The following is a 25,482-nucleotide window of genomic DNA, read 5'->3' as shown; positions in this document are numbered from 1 at the left end:
CCTATACGATTCTGCTATTATCGCGATTTACCCGAGCAGCGTTTCCTCGCGCGCGCGGAAGTAGGCGGCCGACGAGCTGACGAGCTGCTCCAGTTTCTCCGGGTCGGGCTTGCCGTACATCGCCGGATACGGATCGCCGCCGGGTCCGAGCGGCTCCGGCGTGACGAAGCGGCCTTCCCGGTTGTAGCCAAGCAAGTACAGCGCCATAATGATCGTGTCCAGGTCCATCGATCCGTCGCCCAGCGCACACCGGTTGCTGTCTGCCATGTGCAGATTGACCAGTTGGTCGCCCGCGGCGAGCAGCGCTTCGCCGATATGCGTTTCTTCCGCCTGCATGTGGTACACGTCGGCATTGATATGGGCGATGCCCGGATGGTTGACGGCGCGAATATACGCCTGAGCGTCGGCGATCGTATGCACGAAGCTGACTTCGGCCGAACGAATCGGTTCGATCGCCCCTTTCACACGGTGCCGCGTGAACAGGTCGGCGACCAGCTGCAGCGTCTCCACGCTGCGGGCAAACTCCATCGCATCGTACGCCTTCGGCCGGCCGACGGCCCCGGGCACGACCAGGATGTAGCTGCCGCCCATTTCCTCGGTAAACGCCAGCTCGCGCTTCAAATAATCGACAGCCGCCTGCCGGTGCACCGCCCGGTTGCTGGACAAGTCGTTATCGGCCGAAAACATGCCGCAAACGCCGCTGACCCGAATGCCGTTATCTTCCAGAATGCGTTGCGTCTCAGCCGGCTTGTAGCCGAGATCGGCGCCGTAATGGTTGCCGTGCAGCTCGATGTACGTAATGCCGGCGCGCTGCAGACGGGCCGCGCTGGCGGCCAGCGGCTCCATGCCGAAGCCCCAGTTGCTCCAGGATAAATCGAGCCGCCGCTTCAGCCGCTCCGGCGACTTCCGTTTCAGTTCCTCGAAAGCGCTGCGAATGGCGGCGTTCTTCTGCTCGAATCGTTGCAGGGATGCCATAATCAGGTCTCCTTCTATGTATTGTGCACGGGCATTGTAACAGCGCGAAAAGTCCCCGTTTGCGAACGACCGGCTGCCCGCTCCCTTCTGGTTTTATTATAAGGCCAACCCCCGAATCTGCACATCATCCTTCTTGAACTTCGGCTTTCCTTTTTTGTCTTTTTTGCGCATCCCGCTCACCCCATCACCAGGCCGCCGTTCACATGCAGGTTCAGCCCGGTAATATACGACGCTTCGTCCGAAGCGAGAAAGGCAACCGCATGCGCCACTTCGTCCGGCCGGCCGAGCCTGCGCAGCGGCGTTTGCGCGAGCCATTCCTCCATGCGCCCTTCGCTGCGGGCAGCCAGCATGTCGGTATCGATTCGCCCCGGCGACACCGCATTGACCGTAATGCCGGACGGTCCCAGCTCCTTCGCCAGCGAATAAACGAATCCGAGCAGTCCCGCCTTGGCGGCGGCATAATGGGCGTGGCCGCCCGAACCCGTCAGCGCCGCCTGCGACGAAATCGCGACGATCCGGCCGAAGCCGCCTGCGATCATATGCGGGATGACCGACCGGCAACCGTAGAACGCGCTGTCGAGGTTGGTCGCCAGCACGCGTTCCCATTGCTCGTCCGTCGTATGCGCAATTTCGGCGTCGACCATGATCCCGGCGTTCGGGACGAATACGTCGATCCGGCCCCATTTTGCCGCAACTTCCGTCACGATTGGCTCCATCCCGCCGCGGCCGGACACATCCCCCTGCACGAGCATCGTTTGCCCGCCGCTTCGCTCGATCTGCTCCGCCACTTGCGCCGCAGCCGAACCGCTTGTTTGGTAATGCACCGCAACGGCAAAACCGTCCGCCGCCAGCCGGAGCGCAATAGCGGCCCCGATGCCGCGGGACGCTCCGGTCACGAGCGCAACCTTGCCCGGCGGAACATCGATCCCCCGATTTACGGCCGCCATGCTTCCAGCACCTCCGGGTTGGCAATGCGATGCGGCCGTTCCCCTTGCATGAGGCGAAGGATGTCGTCGGCGACCAGCCGCGAATGATGCTTCGGGATATCGTGGCTGGCGCCGGCCAAATGCGGCGTCAGCACCACATTGTCAAGGCGCAGGAACGGATTGTCCGCACCGATCGGCTCCTCGGGATAAACGTCCAGCGCCGCGCCGGCGATCCGCCGTTCCGCAAGCGCCCGGTAAAGCGCATCGTAGTCCATAATCGCCGCCCGCGCGGTATTGACGAGGTAAGCGGAGCGTTTCATCAGCGACAAGGCGCCGCTTCCGATCAGGCCGGTCGTTTCGGGAGTAACCTTGGCATGGAGGCTGACAAAATCGGCTTCGCTCATCAGCTCCTCCAGCGACGATTTTGTCCCTTCGACGGCTGCGGCGATCGTCTCCGCCGTCACATACGGATCGAAAACAAGCGGCTCCATGCCGAACGCCCGGCCCATTCTTGCGACGACGCGGCCGATTGTGCCGAAGCCGACGATGCCTAGCTTCTTGCCGTGCAGCTCCGGTCCGCCGAAACGATTGAACGGCGCCTGCTCGTCAAGCGACCATTCCGAAGGGCCTTTCAGTTGATCGTTGCGGGAATAAGCAATGCCGGTAATCGCGTCCGTATGTTTGAGCAAATAATCCGTCCGGCCGATATGGCGCGCCAGCGAAAGCAGCAGCCCAAAATTGAATTCCGCGACGGAGACGGCATTGCGACCCGCGCCGGTAAGGACCGGGATGCCGCGTTTCGTCGCCGCCGCGATGTCCACGCTCGCTTCCGGCTCGTTGCGGCAGCAAGCGATAAACCGCAGCCTGCCGCCGGCCGCGTCCAGCACGCGTGCGGTAACCGGCTCGAATTCGATCAGCGCGGCGTCGCTTCCGGCGATGGCTTCGGCCATTTGCGTTTCCGTCAGCTTCTTCTTGTCGAACCCCCAGCCGCCATGAACGACAGACGGAAACAGGCCGCGCAGCCGTTCCAGATCGGCCGCCTCCATTCGGGCGGTATTGAGCAGCTTCATCCGTTATTCCTCCCCGATCAAACGCGACAACGCTTTGAACGAAGCCGCATTTTGTTCGTACAGCGATTTGTACAAGGCGAATTTCCGCGCGTAAAATGGTTCCATGTCGCCGCCGGGTACAACCGTCTGCCGGGAACGGCGAACATGCGTCAACACATGCGCCGCATCCGGATACAATCCGACGGCGATTCCCGCCAGCATGGCGGCGCCGAGCGGCGCGCCTTCCGATCCGTCCAGCACTTCGAGCTCGCGATTCAGTATGTCGGCTTTGATCCGGTTCCATAAGGAGCTTTTCGCCGTGCCGCCGAGCAGCCGCAGCGTACCGAGCCGTTCGCCGTCCCGCTCCATGATGTCGATATTATGGCGCAGCGCAAACGCTGTCCCCTCCATCACCGCACGAATCATATCGCCCCGCGTCGTGCCCAGCGACAAGCCGAAAAACACGCCGCGCGCATCCGAATCCCAGATCGGCGACCGCTCGCCCGCCATGTACGGAAGGAAGATCAGATCGTTCCGGCGCGGCGCCGATTCGGCCTCCGCATTCAAAAATGCGTAGCCGTCCGCGGCCGAACGTTCCCGGCACAATTGGTCCCGCAGCCATTTGAGCGAGGCGCCGGCGGTGCTCATCGCCGCCAGCCGGAGCGTTTGCCCCGGCAATGCGTGCGGCATCGAAATGAACGCCGGCGACACCCGGTCTTGGCGGCTGCTCGTCACGAGCACGCTCGAGGTGCCGGACATCTCGGCGGCGACGCCCGGCTGCGTGACGCCGGCTTCAAGCGCCGCGGCCGCGCCGTCGACGGTGCCGGCGACAACCGGCGTGCCGGCCGGCAGTCCCGTTGCCGCCGCCGCTTCCGCGGTGACCGCACCGACGATGGCGCCGCACGGATGCACCGGCGGCAGCATATGCGCGGAGAGACCGAACGCGTCCAGCACATCCCCCGCCCATCCGCCGCGAGGGACGTCGAACAGTTGGGTGATGCCCGCGTGCGCGGCGTCCATGCCGATCGTCCCGGTCAACCGGTAGTTGATGTAGCCGTTCGTCTGCACGACGAAGCGAGTCCGGGCGTACAGCTTGGGCCGATGGCGCTTGAACCAGAGCAGCTTCGCCGCCGTATAGAAGGAATCCGGCCGGTTGAGCGAATATTCGGCGACTCGCCGCTCGCCAAGCGCGGAGCCAATCTCGGCCGCTTCAAGATCGGCGCGGCGGTCCATCCAGATGAGCGCGCGGCACAGCGGCTTGCCGTCCGCACCGAGCGGCACGAGTCCCGGCGCCTGCGAACTGACGCCAACGGCCGCCACCCGGTGGCGGCCGTCCGCAGCGCCGAGCAACTGCCGGAGCAGGCCGGCAAGCGTCAGCCACCAGTCGTCCGGCTCCTGCTCGGCCCGGAACCGCTCTGGGCGATACGTCGGATACTCCGCTTGCGCCGAGGCAAGCGAATGGCCTGCGGCATCGAACAATACGGCTTTAACCGTCGTCGTCCCGATATCGACGCCTAACACGCAAGGCATCATCGTATTGCGCTCCCTTCCGCTCGGGCCTGCCGCAGACTGCGGCAGACCGCGGCCCCGTTAATTCCGCGCCGCTGCCGCTACGATTACCTTTGCCCCCTGCTGCTCGAACGCTTTGGCATACGACTCGGGCGTTTGGTCGTCCGTCACGAGCGTATGCACCTGATCGATGCGCGCGATCGGGTAAAACGCCGTCTGCCCGAATTTGCTGTAATCCAGCAGCAGCATCAGCTCCCTCGCCGCGCGAATGATCGTTTTTTTCATCCGCGCCTCCTGCTCGTTCGGCTCCAGCAGCCCGTTGTCGAGCGTCAATCCGCGAGTGGAAAGAAACGCTTTGCCGATGACGTATTTGCCGATCATCTCCTCCGCCGATTCCCCGACGAAACAGTAAGACGGCGTGCGCAGGATACCGCCCGTGCAGAACACCGCAACGCCGGGCGAATCTTTCAGCACGTGCACGATTTGCAGCGAATTGGTGACGACGGTCAGCTCGCGCCTGTCTTTCAGCCGGGCGGCAAGCTGCAGGCACGTGCTGCTGGCGTCGAGCGCAATGACTTCGCCGTCTGCAACCAGCTTCGCCGCTTCCTCGGCAATGCGCCGCTTCTCCTCCTGGCGGACCGCGTTGCGCACGGCAAACGGCAGCTCCGCTCCGGGATCGCCAACGCCGATCGCCCCGCCGTGTTCGCGCTTCACCCGGCCTTCCGCTTCCAGCTTCTCGAGATCTTTGCGGATCGTTTCTTCCGTTACGTCAAACCGTTTGCTGAGTTCGGCTACCGTGACCGAGCCCCGATCCCGTGCCAGTTCGGCAATGCCATTGCGGCGTTCGATCGCCAACATGCTGCTGCCCCTCTTCTTCGATAACCTGTTTTCCTCAGTATAATACAAAGAAATTCACAATACGATACCTATTTAAATCTTTTTATTTCTTTTATTTTCTTTGTATGAAAGCATGCCGAACAGGGATTGCCTGTGAAACCGGCAACCGGCAACCGATACCCAAACGCAAAAGTACATTTCACCGCATGTACAACCCGCCGCATACGTCAAGCGTAGTGCCCGTGATATGGCCGCTCGCGGCAGAATCGACCAGGAACAAAATGCTCTGCACCACGTCTTCCGGCTCGCCGATCTTGCCGTCCGGCGTATTGCGCGACAGCCGCTCGCGCATGTCCGGCGTAAACGCGTCGGTCATCGCGCTGCGAAACGGGCCCGGCGCTACCGCATTGACGCGTACGCCCGAAGGAGCGGCCTTGGCGGCGAGCCATTTGGTCAGCGTATGCACCGCGCCTTTGGAAGCGCCGTATGCGGGTGTCGTTACCAGCCCGCCGTTGAAGCCGGCGACCGACCCAACGTTGACGATTGCGCCGCTGCCTCGTTCGATCATACCGCCGAGCACGGCCTGGCAGGCAAAAAACACCGCCTTCGCATTTACCGCAAACACTTCGTCCCACATCGTTTCCGTCACGTCGCGCCAATCGTCGAGCGGACATACCCCCGCCGCGTTGACCAGCATATCGATCCGCCCTTCGCGCCGCCGCACGCTGCCAACCCATTCCTGCAGCTCCGCGGTTTGCCGGATATCGACGTACTCCAGCGCTATCCCCGCTTCGGCAGCAAGCGCCGTACGCCCGTTTTGCTCCGCCCGGCTTTGGTCGAACGCGGTTGCGTATACCTTCGCTCCTTCGGCGACCAGCGCCTTGCAAAGAGCCGCCCCCAGTCCCCCGCTGCCGCCGGTCACAATCGCAATCTGCCCGCTGAATCGTGCCATCTTCCGCATCTCCTTTACTTCTTGAAGTCCCCATGGCTTCCTTTACAAAAAACGCAGCCGGCGCACCGCTTCTTCGTCGATGTCAACGCCAAGTCCCGGCTCCTCCGGCTTGTGCACCCAGCCGTCCCGATGTTCGATCGGATTGCGGGCGATGTCGTGCTGCATCGGATTGCGCAGCGGCTTCAGCTCCATGATTGGCGCCAGCGGCGAAGCGATGGACAAGTGCAGGCTGGCCGCCGTCGTCAGCGCCGAACACCAGCAATGCGTATTGAACTTGCGCCCCGCGCTGCCGACAAGTGCGGCGATTTGCCCGAAACCGGTAATGCCGTCGGTGCGCGCCGGATCGATCGCAATGACGTCGGCGACGCCGGAGCGGATCAGCGCGTCGTACTGGTCGAGCGTCGTCAGCCGCTCGCCGGTGACGATCCGCGCGTTCGTCGCCGCCCGCAGCTCGCGGTAATCGGCCAGCCGGTTCGGCGGGAACGGATCCTCGATCCAGTCGACGCCGTATTCGGCGAACGCTTTCGTCATCTTGACGGCATGCGCGACGTCCCACTTGACGTTGGCGCCGATATCGACCATCAGCTCGGCATCCGGCCCGATCAGCTTGCGCACCTCGCGCACGAAGCCAATGTCGTACTCCATTGTTTGCCCGAGCCTGGCATGGCCGTTTTTGCCGAAGCCGACTTTGCACGAGCGATACCCTGCGGCAAAATAGCCGGCGATTTCGCGGGCGTTTTCTTCATGCGTGGCCAGCTTGGCATGAATGCTTGCATTGGCCGGCAGCTTGTCGCGGCAAGCGCCGCCCAGCAGCTTGTAAAGCGGCTGCTCCAGCGCCTTGCCCTTGATGTCCCATAGCGCCATATCGAGCGCGCTGATCGCGAACGACGCGATGCCGCCTTCGAGCCCGTACCACCACGTATGCTCCTTCAGCCGGTGCCAGTGCGCCAGCGTCTCGAGCGGGTCGGCGCCGAGCAGCAATCGGCCGAGCCCATGCTCGACGACGGCGACGGTTGCCGCCACCGCTTCCGGCCACATCGCCATGCCTTCCCCCCAGCCGACGATTCCTTCGTCGGTTTCCACGCGCACGAACATCGTATGCCGCGTGCTGTTGTAATCGTTGGGCTCGATATACCGCAGGCCCATCGGTTCGATTTTGACAATGCGCATCCTGTTCCTCCTTCATCGCAACGTTGGCGCGTTTAGGGTCGCGGAAACGTTTCCCTTCCCATTATCGCTTCATCCGCCGCATCAGACAAGAGGTACTCGTTAGGCGTCACTCGAAATAAGCCATCTTTTTTTGCCTATTCCGTCAAAAATGGTCCGAATCAGAAAAATAGCCAGCGATTTCGCTGACTATTTCGCTGATAAGCGGCCAATTCGGGGCCGTTTGTTCACAATAGCCAGTGTTTTCACTGGCTATTTCGGTCGAGCCGGTTAAAAATGGGCGAATAGACCATTTTTCATAACCTATTTCGTTTAACTGCGCCCTCACCCTTGCGGCGGCAAAAACCCACGCTCCGTCAAAAACGCGTCGATGCCGGCGACGGCTTGCAGCACGTCGCGCTCCGCCGCCGTGTAATCGAACAACACAAACGCATGGGCCAAATGGCCGTACAACACCAGCTGCGCTTCATTGCCGGCGGCAGTGTACGCTTCGTAGAAACGCTCCGCATCCTCGGGCACGACCACCTCGTCCCGCAAGCCGTGCATGAGCAGCATCGGCGGCTGGCCGGCACGTATGCGATAAAGCGGCGACAGCGCTTTGGCATGCTCGTGCCGCGCCAGCCAGGCGCGAACCGCATCGCCGCCCTCGGCATCGGCTTCGGGCACGAACTTCTTCCACCGCCCGGTAAAATCGACAATCCCGTTGCAGTTGACAACCGCATTCGCCGTCGCCGACACCGACAGATCGTCGCCGGGCGAGTCGTAATCGTCGATCGTCGCCAGACTCGCCGCCAGATGGCCGCCGGCGGAATCGCCAACGGCCGCAATCCGCTGCGGATCGACGCCAAGCTCGCGGGCGTGCCGGCGAATGTAGCGCATCGCGGAGCGGCAATCGGCGATACACGTCTCCACGTCTTGTGCCATTCCGCTTGCAGGCGGCTCCTGATGCTGACGCGGAATCAGCCGATATTCGACGCTGAACGCCACCGCGCCGCGCGCCGCAAACATACGGCTGTGGCGCAGGAACATTTCCGGCTGCCCGCCCTGCCAGCCGCCGCCGTGAATGAAGACGACGGCCGCCCGGTCGTCCCCGTCGCTCCACCCTTCCGGACGGCTCACCAGCAGCCGCAGCCTTCTTCCGTCAATCTCCTTATAGATGATCGTTTCATGCCCAAACGCTGTTTCTGCCATTCAGATGCCCCCTATTACCACAATCAACCGCCCTTCGAGGCGGCCGCTGCCAAATGCCGACACCCTATTTTACCATGCGACTGATCATGAAAAAGCACGATTTGCCGCAACCCGGGGCTCCATTTCCCTTCATCCCACCAAAGCGACGATATTGACGTCCGTGTTCTGGCTCAAGTCGACATAGCTGCCGCCATCCATCTCGATCAGCGGATTGACCAGATCGAACGGATTGACCGCTTTGATCGTGCCCTGCCTGCCGTCGGTCAGCATCACGTCGTTGCCGATGGCCAGTTCCATCATCCGCCGAATGAACAAGCTGCAGATCGCCGGATCCAGCTCGCCGAAGCCTCCGCCCTGCATTTGCCGCACGACCAAATAAAACGGCATCGCGTCCTTGTACACCCGCTTCGACGTCATCGCGTGAAAAATATCGGCTACCGCCACGATTTTGCTGTAATAATCGATCTGATCGCCTTTGATGCCGTAAGGATATCCCGAGCCGTCTTCCCGTTCGTGGTGCTGCAGCGCCACCAGCGCCATCCGCGGCGAAACGTTCGGGGAATTCATAATAATTTCGTAGCCGAAAATCGTGTGCTTCTTCATAATTTCGTATTCTTGTTCGGTATATTTGCCGGGCTTGTTCAGGATGTCGTCCGTGATGTGAATTTTGCCGACGTCATGCAGCGTCGCCGCCGTGCTCAGAAGCGACAGGTCGTCCGCGTTCAGCTGCAGCCATTTGCCGATCAGGGTCGAAATGACGCCGACGCCGATGTTATGGCGGTACGTATAGTCGTCCTTGGCCTGCAGGCCGGACAGCACGCTGAACAAATTGGGAAAATCGGTCGCCTGGTAAATCGTCGGCAAAATCGATTGATTGATTTCCTCCAGCGGAATGCGTTTCTCGTCGCGAATGAGCTGGAACATGCCGCGGATCGTTTCGCTGGCTTTCGTGACGAGCGTTTCGTTCGTTTGCACGCGCGGGGGTTCGAACTCGTATGTGTTCCAGTCGACGCCATGGTTGATGAGCAAGTGAAAATGGCCTGCCGCAAGCGGCGTGTTCGCCGGTACGAGGACAAGGCCGTTGCGGTTGATGATATCCCGCTTGCAGGAGTAGCCCGCTAATTGTTCCGGAGTCAGTCCGTTCATTGCTTCATCACCTTTACGGCCACCTTTTCCATCTCATATGCGTACGTGGTCGCCTCCCATTATACAGATGAAAACTTACAAATTTCTGAAAAAAACGACAAAAACCGCCCAGGACCAAAAAAACGGCCGCGTGCGGTTTATGTTGCGGGATGCATTATTCTTTTACGCTCCCCATGACGATACCGGTCAAAAAGTACCGCTGCAGGAACGGATATACACAGAAGATCGGCAGCGCCCCGAGGAAAATTTGCGCCGAGTGCACCGCACGGTCGTCAAGCTGCATAAGCAACGCCAATTCGGTCGGATCCATCTGTGAATAATCGCGCCGGACGACGACGGTTTGCAGGTAGCTTGCAAGCGGATAATGCTTCGGATTGTTCATGTAGATTAACGCGGAGAACCATTCGTTCCAGTGCCCGACAATGACGAACAGCGCAACCGTAGCGATCGCGGGCAGCGACAGCGGCACGACAATCCGCCATAACATGGTCCAGTGCCCCGCTCCGTCGATAAATCCGGCCTCTGTCAACTCCTTCGGCAGCGAGCGAATGAAGTTCAGCAGCAGAATGACGTTGAACACCGGTACGGCGCCGGGCAAGACGAGCGCCCACATCGTATCCATGAGACCCAGTTCCTTGATGACCAAGTACGTCGGTACGAGCCCGCCGGCAAACAGCATCGTAAACACGAACACCCAGGCATAACCTGTGCGAAAATGGAATTGCGACGATTCCTTGGACAGCGGGTAAGCGGTCAGGATGATCATGAACAGGTTGATGACGGTGCCGAGCAGCACCCGCTCCGCCGCTACACCCATGGAACGGAGGAACGCATCGTTGCCGGCGACGAACCGGTACGAGCGGAGCGTCATTTCCACCGGCCACAGCGTCACTTCCATCGACTGAATCGCGCGAATTGAACTGAACGAGATCGAAAGCACATTGATCAGCGGCAAAATGCAGATCAAGGCAAGCAACGACAGAAACACGTAAAGCAGCGTTTGCGACAGCGTGTGTCGCCAAGTTTTTTCGGTAATCAACGGAAATCCTCCCACCCGGCGCTCATGCTAGAAGATGCGGTAATTGGCGACCCGATACGCGATCAGGTAAGATATCGAAATCATAAAGAACGAGATGACCGATTTGAAAATGCTGACTGCCGTCGCTACGCTGAACTGCGCATTAATCATCGCGAGCCGGTACACATACGTGTCGAGGATGTCCCCCGTCGAATAAACCGACGGGCTGTACAGGTTGAACACCTGCTCGAAGCCCGCGTTCAATACGTTGCCGAGACTGAGCGTCGTCATCAGAATGATGATCGGCAGCATGCCGGGCAGCGTCACGTAGCGCGTCTGCTGCAGCCGCGTTGCGCCATCGATGACAGCCGCCTCGTACAGCGCCGGATTGATGCTGGTGAGCGCAGCCAGGTACACGATCGTGCCGAAGCCGAATTCCTTCCACTCGTTCGTAATGACCATTACATACGGAAACCAGTGCTCATTGCCGAGAAAATAAATCGGCTTGATTCCGATCGAGCTTAGCGTCTGGTTCAGAATGCCCGTGTTCGGCGACAGCACGTCCAGGAGAATGCCGGACAAAATGACCCAAGACAAAAAGTGCGGCATATAAATAACGGTTTGAACGGTTCGTTTAAACCAGCGTTTGCGGATTTCATTCAGCAGCAGCGCCGTTCCGATCGGCGCAATGAGACCTGCTGCAATTTTCATCACGGCGATAACCACCGTGTTGCGAATGACCTGCGTCGTTTGCGGCAAGCTGTACACGTACTTGAAATGCTTAAGTCCGACCCACTCGGAGCCGAACAAGCCGCTCGTCGGCTTAAAATCCTGAAACCCGATGGAAAGACCGGCCATGGGGATGTAGCAGAAGATCAGGACCATCACGAGGCCCGGCAAAATCATCAGATGCATGGGCAGCTCAATCCGCCACTTTTTACGAAACATAACCGGTTCCTCCCGTTCCATGTGAAACGGGGGACGAAAGGCGCCGCCCCCCGTCCCCCTCGCAATTGCGCATCATTTGAAGCTTCCGCTTTCGGCCACTTCCTGCAAAATATCGTTGCCGCCCTGGGCCTTCCATTTGGCGACGAATTCGGTGTCGAACGCGTCGGGCGGCAGGGAGCCCATAATGATTTTGGTGAAGGTCGTCGCTTCCAGGTCGCGCAGCGACGGGCCCTTGGAAACCATCGTCGCCGTCGGCTGCCCGTAGTATGCGGACGTGATGACCATGTTCTTCTTCATGTACTGACCGAGGATGTCGTAAGCGCCGCCTTCCGTCCAAGTCACGTATTGCCACCACTGGGTCAGGTCGCCGCCTTGATACAGCTTGATTTTTTCATAGTACGTCTTGGCCGCTGCCGAAAGCTTGGACGTATCGCCCGATTTCAGCGCTTCGCGTACGGCGGTGCCGTCATTGACGTTCGTGTCGGCGAAGCCGGATTTGACGACCGCCTGGTTGAAAATATCGGCATTTTTGCCATTGACGACGACAGCATGGTATTTTTCGTCCGGATTCGGGCCAAGCAGCTTCTCCATGTACAGGTTCAGCATTTTGATGACGGCTTCCGGGTTTTTGCTGTTCTTGCCCACTACGATAAACTTTTTCGGCAAGCCGGACATGCTTTGCACCATCAGCGGCTTGTCGTCGGCCGAAACGAGCGGATACACTTGCCAGTCTACTTTCGGATCGTCCTTCTTCATGTTGTTGATCGGCCAGGAAGGAACGAATGTGGCGCCGAACGTCATGCCGACTTTTCCGGAGGTGGCGACCGTCGCCGATTTGTTGCCGTCGATCGTGCTAAATTCCGGATTGATCGCACCGGCTTTATACAGTTCCGCAAGCTTGCCTAGCGCCGTCTTTACTTCCGGGAGCGTATCGGCGAGCACCGGTTTGCCGTCCGAGCCCTTGAGGAACATGAGCTGCGTGCCGGAGCCTTTGGCCGGATTGTACGGATAGGCGTGGTATGCGTTGAAGAAACCGTCAAGTCCGGACCAGCCGTTCCACAGGTTGTAGTCGAGGCTGAGGCCGAACGTGTCCTTCTTGCCGTTGCCGTCCGGATCGTCGTTGGCGAACGCGATGGCGATTTTGATCACGTCATCGATCGTTTTGGGCGGCTGCAGACCCAGCTTGTCAAGCCAGTCCTTGCGCACGTAAATCATCTGCATGTCGCTTTGGGCGCCGCCGTCCTGCGCCAGTCCCATCAGCTTGCCGTTGAACGTACCGGCTTGTTTCATAATGCCGCCCGATTGGTCCATCGCTTTTTTCGTCAGGTCGGAAGCGTATTTGTTGTACACGTTCGTCAAGTCGGCGATTTGATTGGCGTCGACCAAAATTTTCAACTGCTGGGGGTCGACTTGGAAAATGTCCGGCAAGTCGTTGGCGACCATCGAGACAGTGATTTTGTTCGCATACTGCGGGTCGGTGACGGCCCACTTGTTCGTCACCTTGATGTTCAGCGAATTCTGGTATTCGCGGTACCAGGTGTTGTTGTCGATCGAGTCGCCATCCGGATATACGGCAGACGGATTCGTGCTGCGCACCGTTGTGATGTTGATCGGCGACGCATATTTGCCGAGCGGGCCGTCCGCTGCCGCCGGAGCCGCGGGGCTTGCCGACGCCGAAGCCGCTGTCGATGACGACGGCGATGCGGAAGACGACGCGCCGGGCTCCTCTTTTTTGCTCGAACATGCCGCGAGCGCGGCGGAAAGCGCCATCATTGCCGCCAAAGCCGAAATACTGGCTTTCTTGCTTGCCATTTCCTTCCCCTCCATGATCTATGCATAATGTTCCTACGCCTTCATTATGCGGTCTGCGCTCTGCGGGGGAAATATTGAACATTGGCTACGCCTTATCCTTTGATGCCATGTTGCGGCGGACGGGGCAATGGAGCGAAATTCGCGGGAAATCGAAGCGAATCGGGAACGGCTGACGGCATGAACGGCACCATTTGTGGTACGATGAGGGGGTAAGCTCGAGCCTTGTCCGGCACCGGGCAACGATGAGAGGGGAATCTGGATGACAACCGTTATAAGGAATCCCAAGGTGGACGGGTTTCTAAGAAAGGCACGCAAGTGGAAGGAAGAATTCGAGCTGCTGCGGGAAATCGCGCTTGGCTGCGGGTTGACCGAAGATTTCAAGTGGATGCATCCCTGCTACACGTTCGGGAACAAAAACATCGTGCTGATCCACGGGTTCAACGAATACTGCGCGCTGTTGTTTCACAAGGGCGCCTTGATCCCGGATGCTCGCGGCATCCTGATCCAGCAGACGGAGCATGTGCAGGCGGCGCGCCAAATCCGCTTCACGGGCGTGGAGGAAATCGCGGCGCAGGCGGACATTGTGCAAGCGTATATCCGGGCAGCGATCGAAGTGGAAAAAGCCGGGCTGCAGGTGAGCTTGAAAAAGACGGAGGATTACGCCGTGCCGGAGGAATTTGCGCGGAAATGCGAAGAAATGCCCGCCTTGAAAGCGGCATTCGCCGCGTTGACGGCGGGGCGGCAAAAGGGGTATTTGTTTTACTTTGCCCAGCCGAAACAATCGAAAACCCGCGCCGCCAGAGTGGACAAATACGTGCCGCACATTCTCGAAGGCAAAGGGTTAAACGATTAGGAAGGGGCTTGTGAATGAAATGAACATTCGATCCTGCACGGACGGCGATCTGCCTCTCCTTGCCGCATTGAACAAGCAGCTGATTGAAGATGAGCGGCACGACAACCCGATTGCGGCACTTTTTCATTGGTCGCGACAGCAGAAGTAAGGGCTACGGGAAGTTGGCGTTTGCGAAGCTGCTTGAAACCGTCGGCGCCGAACAAATCGATATCGAGGTGCTGCATTGGAATGAGGCGGGATACTCGTTCTGGAAGTCGACAGCGATTCAAGCCGGTTTTTCCAGCTTATTTGCTTCGTTCCATGCGACGACAGCGATTTAAGTTGGTTTTTCCGCCTTATTTGCTCCGTTCAGTGCGATGGCAGCGATTTAAGTCGGTTTTTCCGCCTTATTTGCTCCGACTGGGGCACCGACGGCGATTTAAGCCGGTTTTTCCGCCTTATTTGCTCCAATCCCGGCGGCCCGCGTTTTCAGATCGACGTCGAACGATAACGCTCCTGCAACAGATGTTTGGCAATGTAGAAAATTTGCCCCATATGCTCGGAGTAGTGAGCCGCGCATTGGTGCAGCATATCGAGGTTCGTGCGCTCACGGCTGCGAACTTGCTGCTTGCCCAGCAGCGTTTCGTCGGTTATCGTGGCCACCGTTTCGATTACGCTGGCGAATCGTTCCTGCACGATGCGCTCGAGTTCCTCTCTGCGCAAGCAAACGGGCAACAACTCCTCCTCCCGGTTCCGCTGCACTTCCTGCCTCAAAATACCCTTCAAGAACCGCTCCTGGATATTGCCTTCGATATGCCGGATCAAGGTCGCAATACTGTGGCTCGTACGATCCGGACGCCAATTCACCTGCTCGTCGTCAAGCTGCCGCAAAGCCAGCAACAGCCGTCTGCGAATTTCCTCGAATTTGCCGGACAGCCAGTCCCGGTGAAAATCGCCGTTCAACGGCCTCTCCCCTTCTCTGCAAAATTCAATGCCGAAGCCCGCTGCGGTACTGCTCCGGCGTGGCGCCGACCATTTTGACGAACGCGCGGTAAAACTGGCTCGTGCTCGCGAAGCCCATGCGGAAGCTGATCTCCGTCACCGTGGCATCCGAGCTGCCGAGCTGCGCCTTCGCCTCTTCCACGCGCAACACAAGCATGTACTGGTACGGCGTCATGCCAAGGGCAGCCTTGAACGAACGAATAAAATGAAACCGGCTTCGCAGCGCAATTGCGGCCAGCTCGTCGAGCTGGATTTTGTCCGTGAAATGCTCGTGCAAATAATCCAGCGCCCGCGCCAAGTGCCGATCGGCGGCGGAAGCGCTGGCAACGGCGGCATCGCGCAGATGCGCCTGATTGCCCTTCAGCACCCGCGACAAATAATAAAGCACCTGCGTCTCCGTCTCTTGCACCGCAAGCGGCTCCGTTTGCTCGTGCAGCAGCAGTGTCGTCGCCCATTTGCGGAACTGGCCGTTCAGCTTCGCGGGATCGATTCGCTGCCGCTGCTCCGGCTCCCACGACCGCTGCCGATTGAACGACGCGAAGCTGTCCCGGTCGACCTGCAGCACAATGACGCCCATTCCGCCGTCGATGTGAAGCTCGTGCGGCTCCGCCGGGTACTGCACATACCCTTCGCCGCAAGCCAGCTCATACGTGCGGTGCCGCGCCGCGAACCGGCAAGTGCCGTAAATCGGCACCGTAATTTGAAACTCCCGCTCGTGGATATGCGTCGAGTGGCTATGCTCCTGCTCGATTCTCCACAGCTTCATCTGCGGCGTATCGAATTTGACGATCATCGCCCTTCCCCCGCCCTCGCGACTGATATCTCCCCAGTATAGCAAAAGTTGCTTTCATTCGCCGCAATTTTCACGGCGACAGACCGGTCCGATTTTTTTACGATAAAGACTAAAAAAACGGATAGGGTGAACGCAATGAACACGATGAGCACTTCCATGGCCGTACAGCAGTCGGCCAAGCGTACGTCGGTGATGCTGCTGGGCGTCAGCTTCGCGCATTTGCTGAACGACGCGATGCAGGCCGCCGTTCCGGCCGGATTTCCGGTTTTCCGGCAGTCGCTCGATTTGAGCTTTGCCCAGATCGGCTGGGTCGCTTTTACGCTGAACATCACCGCATCGATCCTGCAGCCGCTCATCGGCCGGTATACCGACCGCAAGCCGATGCCGCTGCTGCTGCCGCTGGGCATGCTGTTTACGCTGCTCGGCATGGTCGGTTTGGCGTTTGCGAGCAGCTTCATGCTGCTGCTGGGGGCGGTAGCCCTGGTCGGCGTCGGCTCCTCGATCCTGCATCCAGAATCGTCGCGCGTCGCGCATATGGCCGCAGGCCGAAGCAAAGGGCTCGCCCAATCGATTTTCCAGATTGGCGGCAATACCGGCCAGACGCTGGCGCCGCTGCTGATCGCCTTCTTCATCGTTCCGCGGGGACAAGGCGGCTTCATCTGGCTCGCCACGCTCGCCGTTATCGGCATAGTCGTACAGTTGGCGATCGGCAAGTGGTATAAACGGCAAGTGGCGGCCCGCGAGCGCAAGGACCGGACGGCGCCAACCGCCGAGCGGCGTTTCAGCAACCGGTACGTGACGTTCGTGTTTGCCGTGCTTATTTTGCTCCTGTTTTCCAAGTTCGTCTATTTGGCCAGCATGACGGGGTACTACGTATTCTACGCGATGGAACGGTTCGGCCTGTCGCTGGAGCAAGCTCAGGTATGCCTGTTCGTGCTGCAGTTCGGCGGCATGGTCGGCACGCTGCTCGGCGGTCCGCTGGCGGATCGTTTCGGGCGCAAACCGGTCATTTGGCTGTCGATTTTTGGCACGGCGCCGTTTTCGCTGCTGCTGCCTTATGCCGGCCACGCCTGGGCGATCGTGTTGTGCGCCTGCATTGGCCTGATTCTGATGTCGGGGTTTTCGGTCATTATCGTCTACGCCCAAGAAATGTTGCCGGGACACGTCGGCACCGTTGCCGGGCTGTTCTTCGGCCTGTCGTTCGGCCTCGGCGGGATCGGTTCGGTTGCGCTCGGATGGGCGGCCGACGCCGTCAGCATCTCGACGATGATGCACGTTTGCGCCTGGCTGCCGCTGCTTGGTGCCATCGCTTTCCTGCTGCCCAAGGACAAGTCGATTATGGGCCGCGCCTGAAACTGCCACCCGCAAATGCCTCGCCAATAGCAACTTGTATCTGTCGAAAAATGAAACCAAAATTGAAAAAATTGGTACACCCGACTTATCGTTATGATACAATTGACCTATATGAATCGAGGAGGGTGTTTATGCGATCGCGTTTCAACAACATCATTGCCAAGTGCCTGCTTGTTTGTCTGTTCGCAAGTGCAATCATGGCGGGAAGCTACCTGCCCGCGGCACAAGCCAGCGTCGGACCGGAAGTTACGGCAAACAATACGGAGGAACTCGCCGACTACTTGGCCAATCCGGACGTGACTACGATTAATCTGAATGGTTCCACGACGTACGAGCTTGACGGCACCAAAATCGAACGGAATTTGACCATCAAAGGCAATGGCGCCACGATCCAAGCTAGGAATCCTTTGAGCGATAAAATCATACGTACCGACGACAACACCATTGGCCCCTTTAACGGTGTCAGTGTCCTTCTGGCCGTATACAAGGATTTCAAGCTGGAGAACGTGACGCTGAAGGGAGACTCCGATCCGGGGAACGCGGAGGAAAATCACTTTATCTTCGCCGCCATCGCGGTCAAGGACGGCGGGAGCCTGTCACTGGACACCGTGACATTCAGCGGCTTCTACAACAACGACGACAGTCCCGGCGGTGACGCCAGAAGCTACGGCATTTTTGCCGAACCCGGAGCAACGGCGACTACGGTAAAGCATAGCAGCTTCGGCAGCAGCAACGCGTTTCGTGCCGCCATCGCGATCAGCGGCGGAACGACACTGATCGACAATAACACGTTCGTTGGTACGGATTACCCCAATCGCCTGGAAGCCGACGACGGATACGAATACGGCATCTACTTATACGGCGGCACCGGTACGGTAAAGAAAAACACCATCTCCGGTTTCGACAGCACGCATCAGGACGGATACACAAGCAGCGGCATCGCCACGATCGCCTTTATGGCCGCCGATTATGCCATCTACGGAAACACGCTGCAAGGAAACGGAGCCGGCCTGGATATGCAGGGCACGTGGACGGCTTATTATCCTACCCCCAGGCCGATGAAGCTGCGCTCGAGCGACAGCGATCCGGGGCTTTTGCTCGATTCGACCAACAACGCCGTCACCATAGGCGAAGCACTGAAGGCAGTAAACACCTTCTCGGGAAATTTGTTGTACGACGTCAGTGCGATTGTCGATCAGAGCGACGAAGTGGATCTGCAAAAGACTGACCGTATTAATTCCAGTCCTCAAGTTTTCACCCCGCTCGGCGGGTACAAATCCCCATTCCTGTCGGTCACCGGCGTTCATGCCAACGATGCAACCTTGCTGCTGCCGTGGAACGAGAGTACGGACCCCTACGACAAAAGGGACATTCTGGACGCGGCGACAAACGTGACCATCGAGCGGGAAAACGACGGCCAACTGTTTAACGTCACGGAAGCAACTTACCTTTTAACAGGATTAGCCAACGATTCCATCGGCCGTTACAGGCTGAGAATGACACATATTACCGATCAATCCGTGTCCGTCACCACCTACTCGCAGTGGGTATCGGTCAATACGAACATCGCGCCGGATGTGCCGATAATCGCCACGCCGGCCAACAATTCGAGCTATGAGGACACGTTCCCAACCTTCACCGGCACGGCAGAAGCCGGCAGCACCGTGATCGTGCGCATCGACGGCGTCGATCACGAGGTGCCGGCGAACGGCCTTGGACAATGGACGTACACGCCAACATACCTTGGATACTACGGCTCGCACACCGTGCAAGTGACGGCTCGCGACGCGGCAGGCAACGTATCGGCAGCCGCAACGCTGACGTTTGTGTACCAAACGTCGTATGTCCCGACCTCTTCGCCAACGCCGGCACCTTCGACGACACCGAAGCCGCCGACACGCCAGGTGAATGTCGAAGTAGGTCCGAACGGCCAATCGTCGAACGCCGCCAAAGTGGACATCACCCGTACGACCGGCAAAGACGGCACGCAAACGGATACGGTCCAGCTCGGAAAAGCCAAAGTCGACGAAGCGGCCGGCAAAGCGCAGCAGAACGGCAAAAACACGGTTCGCGTCGTCATCGATGAACTTCCTTCCAGCCTGGCCGACGAACAAATCGTTTCGCTCGACAAGGAAGCGTATGCCGAACTGGCCGGCAAAAAACTCGATCTGGAAATTCAAACCGAACAAGTGACAGTGAAGGTTCCTGCCTCGTCGCTCGACGACTGGTCGTCGAATGACGATTTGTTCTTCCGGCTCGTGCCGGTTCGTTCGTCCGAAGACCGCAGCGTTGCCGAGCGGCGCACCTTGAGCGCGGAGCTGGTGCAGCAGTCGGCTGACGGACGCAACGTACAGCTCGTCGGCACGCCGATGACGATCGAAACGAACTTGCAGAACCGCCCGGTTGCGCTGCGGTTCCCGATCAACGCTTCGGCCGTTCCATCCGGCGCGGCGGAACGCGCGTCGTTCCTTGCCGGCTTGGCCGTCTACATTGAACACAGCGACGGCGACAAGGCGCTGGAACGCGGCACGATCGTTTACGATGCTCAAGGCAACCCGGTCGCGATCGAAATCGGCGTCGACAAGTTCAGTACGTTTACGATCGTTTCGATTGCGCCGGAGAAGCTGACGCACCTACCGTACATCAACGGCTACGAAGACGGCACATTCCGGCCGGAGCAGCCGGTAACGCGCGCCGAGCTGGCCGCTATGCTCGACCGGCTCCAGCCGGGCGCGGCAACCGGAGGCGCGGCCGCGTTCCCGGACGTCCCGGCAGCTTATTGGGGAGCGGCCGCCATCGCGCATGTGCAAGCGGCCGGCCTGATGAAGGGCGATCCGGACGGCTCCTTCCGCCCGGCCGACAATGTAACAAGGGCGGAGCTCGCCGTGATCGCCGGCCGGCTGCAGCCGCAGAAGGCAAGCACCGGGGCATCCGTCGGTTCGGCAGCCGAGCCTGACGACGCAGCCGGCCACTGGGCGGAAGCGGCCATAATGCAAGCCATCGCCAGCGGCTCCTTGCCCGCCCTGCCGGACGGCACGTTCCGGCCGGACCGGCCGGTGACGCGCGCCGAAGCCGTTACGGCGCTGAACCGGCTGTATAGCCGCGGCCCGTTGTCCGGCGTGAAGCCGCCGTTCGCGGATGTGCCCGCTTCGAGCGACGCGGCCGCCGCCATCGCGGAAGCGGCTGTCGCCCACGACGCGTTCCGGCAACCGGACGGCAGCGAAACAGCCGTCAACTGATCTTTGTCGAAACCGTTTGCCGTTTTCCTGTTTCGACCAGGCAGCTTTTCAAAATAAGCCCTGTTTTATTGGCTATTGGGCCGAAAATAGACGCACTCAACAAAATAGCCAGTGAAATCGCTGGCTATTTCGTTGAAAAGTTGAATTTTCGAGCTGTCTGAGCAGAATAGCCAGTGTTTTCACTGGCTATTCTCGACGCAACCCATAAAAAGCGGTAAACAAGCCATTTTTCATGGCCTATTTTGACACAGGCACACAGATGGAGACCCGCAGCGCACCTCGGCGCCGGCGGGTCTTTCGTTGTACTCGGCAGTTTGCTCGCTTATTTTACGCCTCATCCGGCATTTCCCAGTTTTACGGCGCATAAACAAGCCTTCCACGCAAAAACTACTAATTCCGGCAGGCCCTTGACCCTTGAGAGGGAAAATATGGTGTTATAACGGGGAGGCGATACGGATGCGGCGAAAAGAGGTCCGTCCACTGTTGCTGCTGCTGACAGCGGCGGCTTGTTTGCTCCTTATGGGAGGCTGCAAGGAGAATGTCGTTCAGGAGGAAACGCGGGCGCCGGCCACCGTCTCCCCGGCTTTAATCCAGCAAGCGGCGCCGGCAGCGACCGCGCCACGCCCGACCCCAACGCCGGCTCCATCGCCGCCCCCGGTTCCCGCTTCAACGATACCGACGACAGGCCGAACCGCATACTTGACGTTCGACGACGGGCCGTCGGATCATACCGACCGCATCCTGGATATCTTGAAACAGGACGATGTGCGCGCCACCTTCTTCGTCAACGGCAACGCAACGCCGGAAGGCATCCGGCTCTACCGCCGAATCGCTGCGGAAGGCCATGCGATCGGCAATCATACCTACAGCCATTCGTACGCGCGGATTTACGCCTCCGTCCAGGCTTACAAGGCGGATACGGAGAAGCTGAACGATCTGCTCGAACGGGCCGTCGGCTTCCGTCCGGATATGCTTCGTTTCCCGGGCGGGTCGAATAACCGGCTGGCGGACAAGGCGGGCGGCAAAGGGATCATGCGCCGGATCATCGGCTCTATGGAGGCGGAGGGCTATTCGTACGTGGATTGGAACGTCAGCTCGACGGATGCGGCGCAAGCGGTTCAGCCGACAGCGGAAATTGTGGGCGCCGTACTCGGTTCCAGCCGCGGCAAACGGCAAATCATCGTGCTGATGCACGACGCGGCGGGCAAAACGACGACTGTAGAAGCACTGCCCGCCATCATCGACGGCCTGAAAAATCAAGGCTTCCGCTTCGACAAGCTGAGCCGGCATTCGTTTGCGTTCCGCTTCGCCGACGCCAGGACGGGCGCAACACCGCCATAAGCGGCCTGTCGCCGGATCAAGCCCTATTTCATCCCGTCAACCCACTCGTTTACTTCTTTCGTGATCTGGTCGCCGCCTTGCGAGCGCCAATCCTTGACGAACTTGTCGAACAAGTCGATCGGCTCACCCATAATCACTTTCGTCATCATGACCGTTTCCAGATCGCGCAGCGTCGAGCCCCGTTCGATGATCGTCGGCGTCGGCGGACCGAAGAAGGCGTTGACCATAAACCGGTCCGACTTTTTGTATTCGCCGAGAATGGAATAAGAGCCCGTTTCGCCGAATACTTTGTTGACCCACCACTGGCTTTTGTCCCCGTCCCTGTACTTGAGGATGTTCGTGTAGTAGCCGGTTTGCTCCAGGTTCAGCTTCGACGGGTCGTGCGCGCGCAGTGCCGCCGCTACCGCTTCCTGCGCGTCCTGGTTGTTCTCCGGCAAACCGCCGCGAATGGCGGCATAACTGAAAATGTTGAAATTGTCCGTGCCTTCCGTGGCGATATGGTAACGTTCGTCCGCGTTCGGGCCGTAAATTTTATCCATGTACAGATTCAGCATGAGAATGACCGCTTCCGGGTTGGCGAACTTCTTGTTCACGACGTAAAAATCGGAGGGCGCCACATTGGCGATAATCGGCAATGCCGGCTTGCTGTCGGCCGATACGAGCGGGAACAAGCTCCAGTCGGCGTTCGAGTCGGTCATCTGCGTATTGATCAGCGGCCAGTTGGCGTTCCAGTTCGCGCCGAAATGCATGCCGATTTTGCCCGCGACTTCCAGCTCCGACGCTTTCGTGCCGTCCTGCACGGCGAATTCCGGATTGATCGTGCCCGCCGCGTACATTTCCTGCAGCTTGCCGAGCGCCGTGCGAACTTCCGGTTGGATGCCGCCGTACACCAGCTTGCCGCTGCCGTCCTTCAGCCACATCGTTTGGGCGCCGCTGCCGTTGGACGGGTTGTAGGGGTAAGCGTGATACCCGGAGAAGAATCCTTCGAGCCCGGCGTAGCCGTCGAACAAATTTTTGCTCAGGTTCATGCCGTAAGTGTCTTTTTTGCCGTTGCCGTCGGGGTCCAGCTCCGTAAACGCCTTGGCGATGGCGATCACGTCGTCCATCGTTTTCGGCGGAGCCAGATGCAGCCGGGCCAGCCAGTCCGTACGAATCCAGATCATCGCCGCATTGTCGTAGCTGCCGCCGCTGACGGGAATGCCCATCAGCCGGCCGTGCGTGGAGGCGCCCTGGCGGAGGATGCCGCCGGCGAGCGATTTTTTGGTCAATTCGGTCGCATACCGGTTGAACGCATCGGTCAGATCGGCGATTTGACCGCCGTTGATCAGCGACTGGAACTGCTGGGAGTTGACCATGAACAAGTCCGGCAAATCCGCCGACACGATCGACACATTCATTTTTTGCTGGTATTGCGTTTCGTCGATGCTCCACTTGTTGCTCAGCGCGATGCCAAGCATGTCGCGGTACGTATCGGTCCAGATGTTGCGCGAAATCGATTCGCCGGCGGGGTATTTCGTGCCGTTGATCGTTTTGCGCACGATCGACATCGTCAGCGGCGGGTCGAACTTGCCCTGTGCGTTCAGCTCGCTGCGCGCAGATGCCGCATAAGGCGCCTGGCTCCCGTCCGGCTGGGCCGGCTTCGACTTGCCTTCGCCGCCGCGGTCGCACGCGGGCGCAAGCGCAATCGCCAGCACGATCGCGCCGCGCGCCGCCCGTCCGCTCCATGTTGCCGCCATCCGTACCCCTCCTTATGCGCTTGCTTACGCCTTGGCCGTATCGCGGTATTCCTGCGGGGTCAGCCGGGTCGCCTTCTTGAAGAAACGGGTAAAATAAGGCGGCGAATGGTAGCCGAGCATGACGCCGATTTCGAGGATGCGCAGATCGGTATCCCGCAGCAGCTGTTTCGCCTTCTGGATGCGTTGCTCGGCGATGTAATCGGTGACGCTGCGGCCGGTTTTCATTTTGTACAGGCGGGAGAAGTAGAACGGGGCCAAATAAACGATTTCGGCCAGCCGGTTGAGCGATAAATCCTTCTCCAGATTGCCGTGGATAAAATCGTGCACGCGGCGGACGATTTCATCCGACTCGTAGTCGTTTTCATCCTGCGTATGCGCGAACGCAAGCTCGGCAAGGCGGCGAAAATAAGCCGTCACCTCGGCCCACGACGTATGCTCGCGGATCGTAAACAACGCGCCGAGATGGATCGTTTCGGCCAGCGGTTCGACCAGCTCGTGCCGGTTCAGGTACGAAAGGAAGATCGCCCCGAGCCAGTGATGAATTTCCAGCGCAAGCCCCGCTTGGCTGGCCAGTTGGACGGCCCCCGTAATCTCGTCGAACAGCTCGAAAAACTTGCCCGCATCCTTCTGGTCCAAATACGTTTCGAGCAGCTGGATTCGTTTGATTTTGCCCGCGTCCTCGCGGCCGCCGCCGCGCTCGAACAAGTGGCGGTCGGACAGCAGCATTTCCTTGTCCAGCCCCAGTCCCCGGACGAACAGCAGCCGCAGCCGGTCGTACTTGTCCGGCAAGCCGTCCCAATCGCACGGCTCGCTGCCGACGACGAAGGAACAGCTCAGCTTCAGAAAGTCGCGGCACGACGCCTGAATCGATTCGACGATGCCGAGCACGCGGTGGTAAAAGTCGGCCGGCTCCGACTCCGTTTCGCCGATTTGTCGCTTCGGCTGCAGCAGCCACACGAACCGGTCCTGCCGTTCGAGCAGCAGGACAACGTCGAACTGCGGCGCCAGAAACTCTTCGGCGATGTTGTGCACGGCGTACAAAAACAAGGCCTTGTCGCCGGGCTGGATATCGTCCCGCCACCCGTCGACGCGCCCGGCGATGACGTTCACCTTCCGTTCGGCCGCAATCGGCACCTCCAGCTCGCGGAAACGGACCGCTCGCGACGCCGCGGTTGACGGTTCGCCCGCCAGCAGCTCGGCCAAATATTCCTTGCGCAGCGTCGGCAGCGCCGCGGCCAGCTGCGACCTGGCTTTGCCGATCAGCCCTTCGTAGCTGCGTTCTTCGGCGATCAGCGTTATCGCCTTGGCCACGGCAGCGACGATCGGCTCGTCGCCTTCCGTTTTGAGCACATAGTCGAGGGCGCCGCCGCGCAGCGAGCTTTGGATATACGTAAAGTTGTTGTAGCCGGTCAGGAAAATCGTTTTGCAAGCCGGCCACAGCCGTTTGACCGCTTCGGCCAGCTCGATGCCGTTCATGCGCGGCATTTCGATATCGGTCAGCAGCACATCGATGCGCAGCCGCGACGCGACGGCAATCGCGCTGGCGGCGTTGTAGGCGCGGTATACTTCCAGCTCGAACGACTCGTGATTGGCGAACAACTCGTACAGACCGTCGACGATAATCGGCTCGTCATCGACGACAAGCAAGCGTTGCAT

Annotated in this window: 22 protein-coding genes; 6 read left to right on the top strand and 16 right to left on the bottom strand. The window is 59.5% G+C overall.

What is annotated here, in order from left to right; translation table 11 throughout:
• Window positions 1-27 precede the first annotated feature (27 nt).
• From EXY20_RS00420 to EXY20_RS00365, 12 genes are all read right to left on the bottom strand, one after another.
• Complete coding sequence (locus EXY20_RS00420; protein WP_135546489.1) at window positions 28-975, bottom strand: sugar phosphate isomerase/epimerase family protein; 948 nt, start codon at window positions 973-975, stop codon at window positions 28-30.
• A gap of 176 nt (window positions 976-1,151) precedes the next feature.
• Window positions 1,152-1,922, bottom strand: a complete 771-nt coding sequence (fabG, locus tag EXY20_RS00415; RefSeq protein WP_135546487.1) for a 3-oxoacyl-ACP reductase FabG — start codon at window positions 1,920-1,922, stop codon at window positions 1,152-1,154.
• Window positions 1,910-2,971 carry an NAD(P)-dependent oxidoreductase gene (locus EXY20_RS00410; RefSeq protein ID WP_135546485.1) on the bottom strand — a complete coding sequence of 354 codons (1,062 nt, stop codon included), beginning with the start codon at window positions 2,969-2,971 and terminating at the stop codon, window positions 1,910-1,912. The genes fabG and EXY20_RS00410 overlap by 13 nt, the downstream gene beginning before the upstream one ends.
• A gap of 3 nt (window positions 2,972-2,974) precedes the next feature.
• Window positions 2,975-4,483 (bottom strand): xylulokinase, encoded by a 1,509-nt coding sequence (locus EXY20_RS00405; protein WP_135546483.1) that lies wholly within the window; start codon window positions 4,481-4,483, stop codon window positions 2,975-2,977.
• Window positions 4,484-4,540: 57 nt separating this feature from the next.
• Window positions 4,541-5,317 (bottom strand): DeoR/GlpR family DNA-binding transcription regulator, encoded by a 777-nt coding sequence (locus EXY20_RS00400; RefSeq protein ID WP_135546481.1) that lies wholly within the window; start codon window positions 5,315-5,317, stop codon window positions 4,541-4,543.
• A gap of 178 nt (window positions 5,318-5,495) precedes the next feature.
• Window positions 5,496-6,248 carry an SDR family NAD(P)-dependent oxidoreductase gene (locus EXY20_RS00395; protein ID WP_167858911.1) on the bottom strand — a complete coding sequence of 251 codons (753 nt, stop codon included), beginning with the start codon at window positions 6,246-6,248 and terminating at the stop codon, window positions 5,496-5,498.
• Window positions 6,249-6,290: 42 nt separating this feature from the next.
• Entirely contained in the window at window positions 6,291-7,418 is a 1,128-nt protein-coding gene (locus EXY20_RS00390; protein ID WP_135546477.1) for a mandelate racemase/muconate lactonizing enzyme family protein, read from the bottom strand.
• 321 nt (window positions 7,419-7,739) lie between these two features.
• Window positions 7,740-8,606: an alpha/beta hydrolase gene (locus EXY20_RS00385; RefSeq protein ID WP_135546475.1), complete on the bottom strand. Its 867-nt coding sequence runs from the start codon at window positions 8,604-8,606 to the stop codon at window positions 7,740-7,742.
• A 129-nt stretch (window positions 8,607-8,735) separates the two neighbouring features.
• A complete protein-coding gene (locus EXY20_RS00380; RefSeq protein WP_135546472.1) occupies window positions 8,736-9,752 on the bottom strand; it encodes an HD-GYP domain-containing protein in 1,017 nt (338 codons plus the stop codon).
• Between the two features lie 154 nt (window positions 9,753-9,906).
• The gene (locus tag EXY20_RS00375) at window positions 9,907-10,791 is read right to left on the bottom strand and encodes a carbohydrate ABC transporter permease (RefSeq protein WP_235885296.1); all 885 of its coding nucleotides are present in this window, start codon (window positions 10,789-10,791) and stop codon (window positions 9,907-9,909) included.
• Between the two features lie 27 nt (window positions 10,792-10,818).
• Entirely contained in the window at window positions 10,819-11,718 is a 900-nt protein-coding gene (locus EXY20_RS00370; RefSeq protein ID WP_135546470.1) for an ABC transporter permease, read from the bottom strand.
• 72 nt (window positions 11,719-11,790) lie between these two features.
• Window positions 11,791-13,530 (bottom strand): type 2 periplasmic-binding domain-containing protein, encoded by a 1,740-nt coding sequence (locus EXY20_RS00365; protein WP_167858910.1) that lies wholly within the window; start codon window positions 13,528-13,530, stop codon window positions 11,791-11,793.
• A 259-nt stretch (window positions 13,531-13,789) separates the two neighbouring features.
• Between EXY20_RS00365 and EXY20_RS00360 the strand changes: the two genes are divergently transcribed.
• The 3 genes from EXY20_RS00360 to EXY20_RS38745 are packed head-to-tail and all read left to right on the top strand — an operon-like array spanning window position 13,790 to window position 14,703.
• On the top strand, window positions 13,790-14,383 hold the full coding sequence (locus EXY20_RS00360) for a YdeI/OmpD-associated family protein (RefSeq protein WP_135546466.1): 594 nt from the start codon (window positions 13,790-13,792) through the stop codon (window positions 14,381-14,383).
• A 19-nt stretch (window positions 14,384-14,402) separates the two neighbouring features.
• Window positions 14,403-14,531: a hypothetical protein gene (locus EXY20_RS40220; RefSeq protein ID WP_268965865.1), complete on the top strand. Its 129-nt coding sequence runs from the start codon at window positions 14,403-14,405 to the stop codon at window positions 14,529-14,531.
• A 13-nt stretch (window positions 14,532-14,544) separates the two neighbouring features.
• On the top strand, window positions 14,545-14,703 hold the full coding sequence (locus EXY20_RS38745; RefSeq protein ID WP_167858909.1) for a hypothetical protein: 159 nt from the start codon (window positions 14,545-14,547) through the stop codon (window positions 14,701-14,703).
• A 148-nt stretch (window positions 14,704-14,851) separates the two neighbouring features.
• Here the strand turns inward: EXY20_RS38745 and EXY20_RS00355 are convergent, their stop codons facing one another.
• Both EXY20_RS00355 and EXY20_RS00350 read right to left on the bottom strand, forming a co-directional pair.
• Window positions 14,852-15,325: a DinB family protein gene (locus tag EXY20_RS00355; RefSeq protein WP_135546464.1), complete on the bottom strand. Its 474-nt coding sequence runs from the start codon at window positions 15,323-15,325 to the stop codon at window positions 14,852-14,854.
• A 25-nt stretch (window positions 15,326-15,350) separates the two neighbouring features.
• Window positions 15,351-16,157 carry an AraC family transcriptional regulator gene (locus tag EXY20_RS00350; RefSeq protein ID WP_135546462.1) on the bottom strand — a complete coding sequence of 269 codons (807 nt, stop codon included), beginning with the start codon at window positions 16,155-16,157 and terminating at the stop codon, window positions 15,351-15,353.
• A 144-nt stretch (window positions 16,158-16,301) separates the two neighbouring features.
• Here EXY20_RS00350 and EXY20_RS00345 point away from each other — a divergent pair, with 144 nt between their 5' ends.
• The 3 genes from EXY20_RS00345 (at window position 16,302) to EXY20_RS00335 (ending at window position 22,090) form a co-directional block, all read left to right on the top strand.
• On the top strand, window positions 16,302-17,510 hold the full coding sequence (locus EXY20_RS00345; protein ID WP_235885323.1) for an MFS transporter: 1,209 nt from the start codon (window positions 16,302-16,304) through the stop codon (window positions 17,508-17,510).
• A gap of 131 nt (window positions 17,511-17,641) precedes the next feature.
• Window positions 17,642-20,749 carry an S-layer homology domain-containing protein gene (locus tag EXY20_RS00340; RefSeq protein ID WP_167858908.1) on the top strand — a complete coding sequence of 1,036 codons (3,108 nt, stop codon included), beginning with the start codon at window positions 17,642-17,644 and terminating at the stop codon, window positions 20,747-20,749.
• A 456-nt stretch (window positions 20,750-21,205) separates the two neighbouring features.
• Window positions 21,206-22,090, top strand: a complete 885-nt coding sequence (locus tag EXY20_RS00335; protein WP_135546455.1) for a polysaccharide deacetylase family protein — start codon at window positions 21,206-21,208, stop codon at window positions 22,088-22,090.
• A 23-nt stretch (window positions 22,091-22,113) separates the two neighbouring features.
• Here the strand turns inward: EXY20_RS00335 and EXY20_RS00330 are convergent, their stop codons facing one another.
• The gene (locus EXY20_RS00330; protein ID WP_135546453.1) at window positions 22,114-23,826 is read right to left on the bottom strand and encodes a type 2 periplasmic-binding domain-containing protein; all 1,713 of its coding nucleotides are present in this window, start codon (window positions 23,824-23,826) and stop codon (window positions 22,114-22,116) included.
• Window positions 23,827-23,850: 24 nt separating this feature from the next.
• Window positions 23,851-25,482 (bottom strand): response regulator, encoded by a 1,632-nt coding sequence (locus EXY20_RS00325; RefSeq protein ID WP_167858907.1) that lies wholly within the window; start codon window positions 25,480-25,482, stop codon window positions 23,851-23,853.

This window comes from Paenibacillus cymbidii (assembly GCF_004764705.1).
Lineage (GTDB): Bacteria > Bacillota > Bacilli > Paenibacillales > NBRC-103111 > Paenibacillus_AN > Paenibacillus_AN cymbidii.
The sequence above is the reverse complement of the archived record's forward strand: the minus strand, read 5'-3'. Positions and strand labels throughout refer to the sequence as shown.

Bases quoted from the DNA above. Each gene is read 5' to 3' on its own strand.
- EXY20_RS00335 (WP_135546455.1), top strand. From the start codon at position 21,206: ATGCGGCGAAAAGAGGTCCGTCCACTGTTGCTGCTGCTGACAGCGGCG.
- EXY20_RS00380 (WP_135546472.1), bottom strand. From the start codon at position 9,752: ATGAACGGACTGACTCCGGAACAATTAGCGGGCTACTCCTGCAAGCGG.
- fabG (WP_135546487.1), bottom strand. From the start codon at position 1,922: ATGGCGGCCGTAAATCGGGGGATCGATGTTCCGCCGGGCAAGGTTGCG.
- EXY20_RS00405 (WP_135546483.1), bottom strand. From the start codon at position 4,483: ATGATGCCTTGCGTGTTAGGCGTCGATATCGGGACGACGACGGTTAAA.
- EXY20_RS40220 (WP_268965865.1), top strand. From the start codon at position 14,403: ATGAACATTCGATCCTGCACGGACGGCGATCTGCCTCTCCTTGCCGCA.
- EXY20_RS00385 (WP_135546475.1), bottom strand. From the start codon at position 8,606: ATGGCAGAAACAGCGTTTGGGCATGAAACGATCATCTATAAGGAGATT.
- EXY20_RS00340 (WP_167858908.1), top strand. From the start codon at position 17,642: ATGCGATCGCGTTTCAACAACATCATTGCCAAGTGCCTGCTTGTTTGT.
- EXY20_RS00345 (WP_235885323.1), top strand. From the start codon at position 16,302: ATGAGCACTTCCATGGCCGTACAGCAGTCGGCCAAGCGTACGTCGGTG.
- EXY20_RS00365 (WP_167858910.1), bottom strand. From the start codon at position 13,530: ATGGCAAGCAAGAAAGCCAGTATTTCGGCTTTGGCGGCAATGATGGCG.
- EXY20_RS00395 (WP_167858911.1), bottom strand. From the start codon at position 6,248: ATGGCACGATTCAGCGGGCAGATTGCGATTGTGACCGGCGGCAGCGGG.
- EXY20_RS00390 (WP_135546477.1), bottom strand. From the start codon at position 7,418: ATGCGCATTGTCAAAATCGAACCGATGGGCCTGCGGTATATCGAGCCC.
- EXY20_RS00400 (WP_135546481.1), bottom strand. From the start codon at position 5,317: ATGTTGGCGATCGAACGCCGCAATGGCATTGCCGAACTGGCACGGGAT.
- EXY20_RS00370 (WP_135546470.1), bottom strand. From the start codon at position 11,718: ATGTTTCGTAAAAAGTGGCGGATTGAGCTGCCCATGCATCTGATGATT.
- EXY20_RS00410 (WP_135546485.1), bottom strand. From the start codon at position 2,971: ATGAAGCTGCTCAATACCGCCCGAATGGAGGCGGCCGATCTGGAACGG.
- EXY20_RS00350 (WP_135546462.1), bottom strand. From the start codon at position 16,157: ATGATCGTCAAATTCGATACGCCGCAGATGAAGCTGTGGAGAATCGAG.
- EXY20_RS00330 (WP_135546453.1), bottom strand. From the start codon at position 23,826: ATGGCGGCAACATGGAGCGGACGGGCGGCGCGCGGCGCGATCGTGCTG.
- EXY20_RS00420 (WP_135546489.1), bottom strand. From the start codon at position 975: ATGGCATCCCTGCAACGATTCGAGCAGAAGAACGCCGCCATTCGCAGC.
- EXY20_RS00360 (WP_135546466.1), top strand. From the start codon at position 13,790: ATGACAACCGTTATAAGGAATCCCAAGGTGGACGGGTTTCTAAGAAAG.
- EXY20_RS00325 (WP_167858907.1), bottom strand. From the start codon at position 25,482: ATGCAACGCTTGCTTGTCGTCGATGACGAGCCGATTATCGTCGACGGT.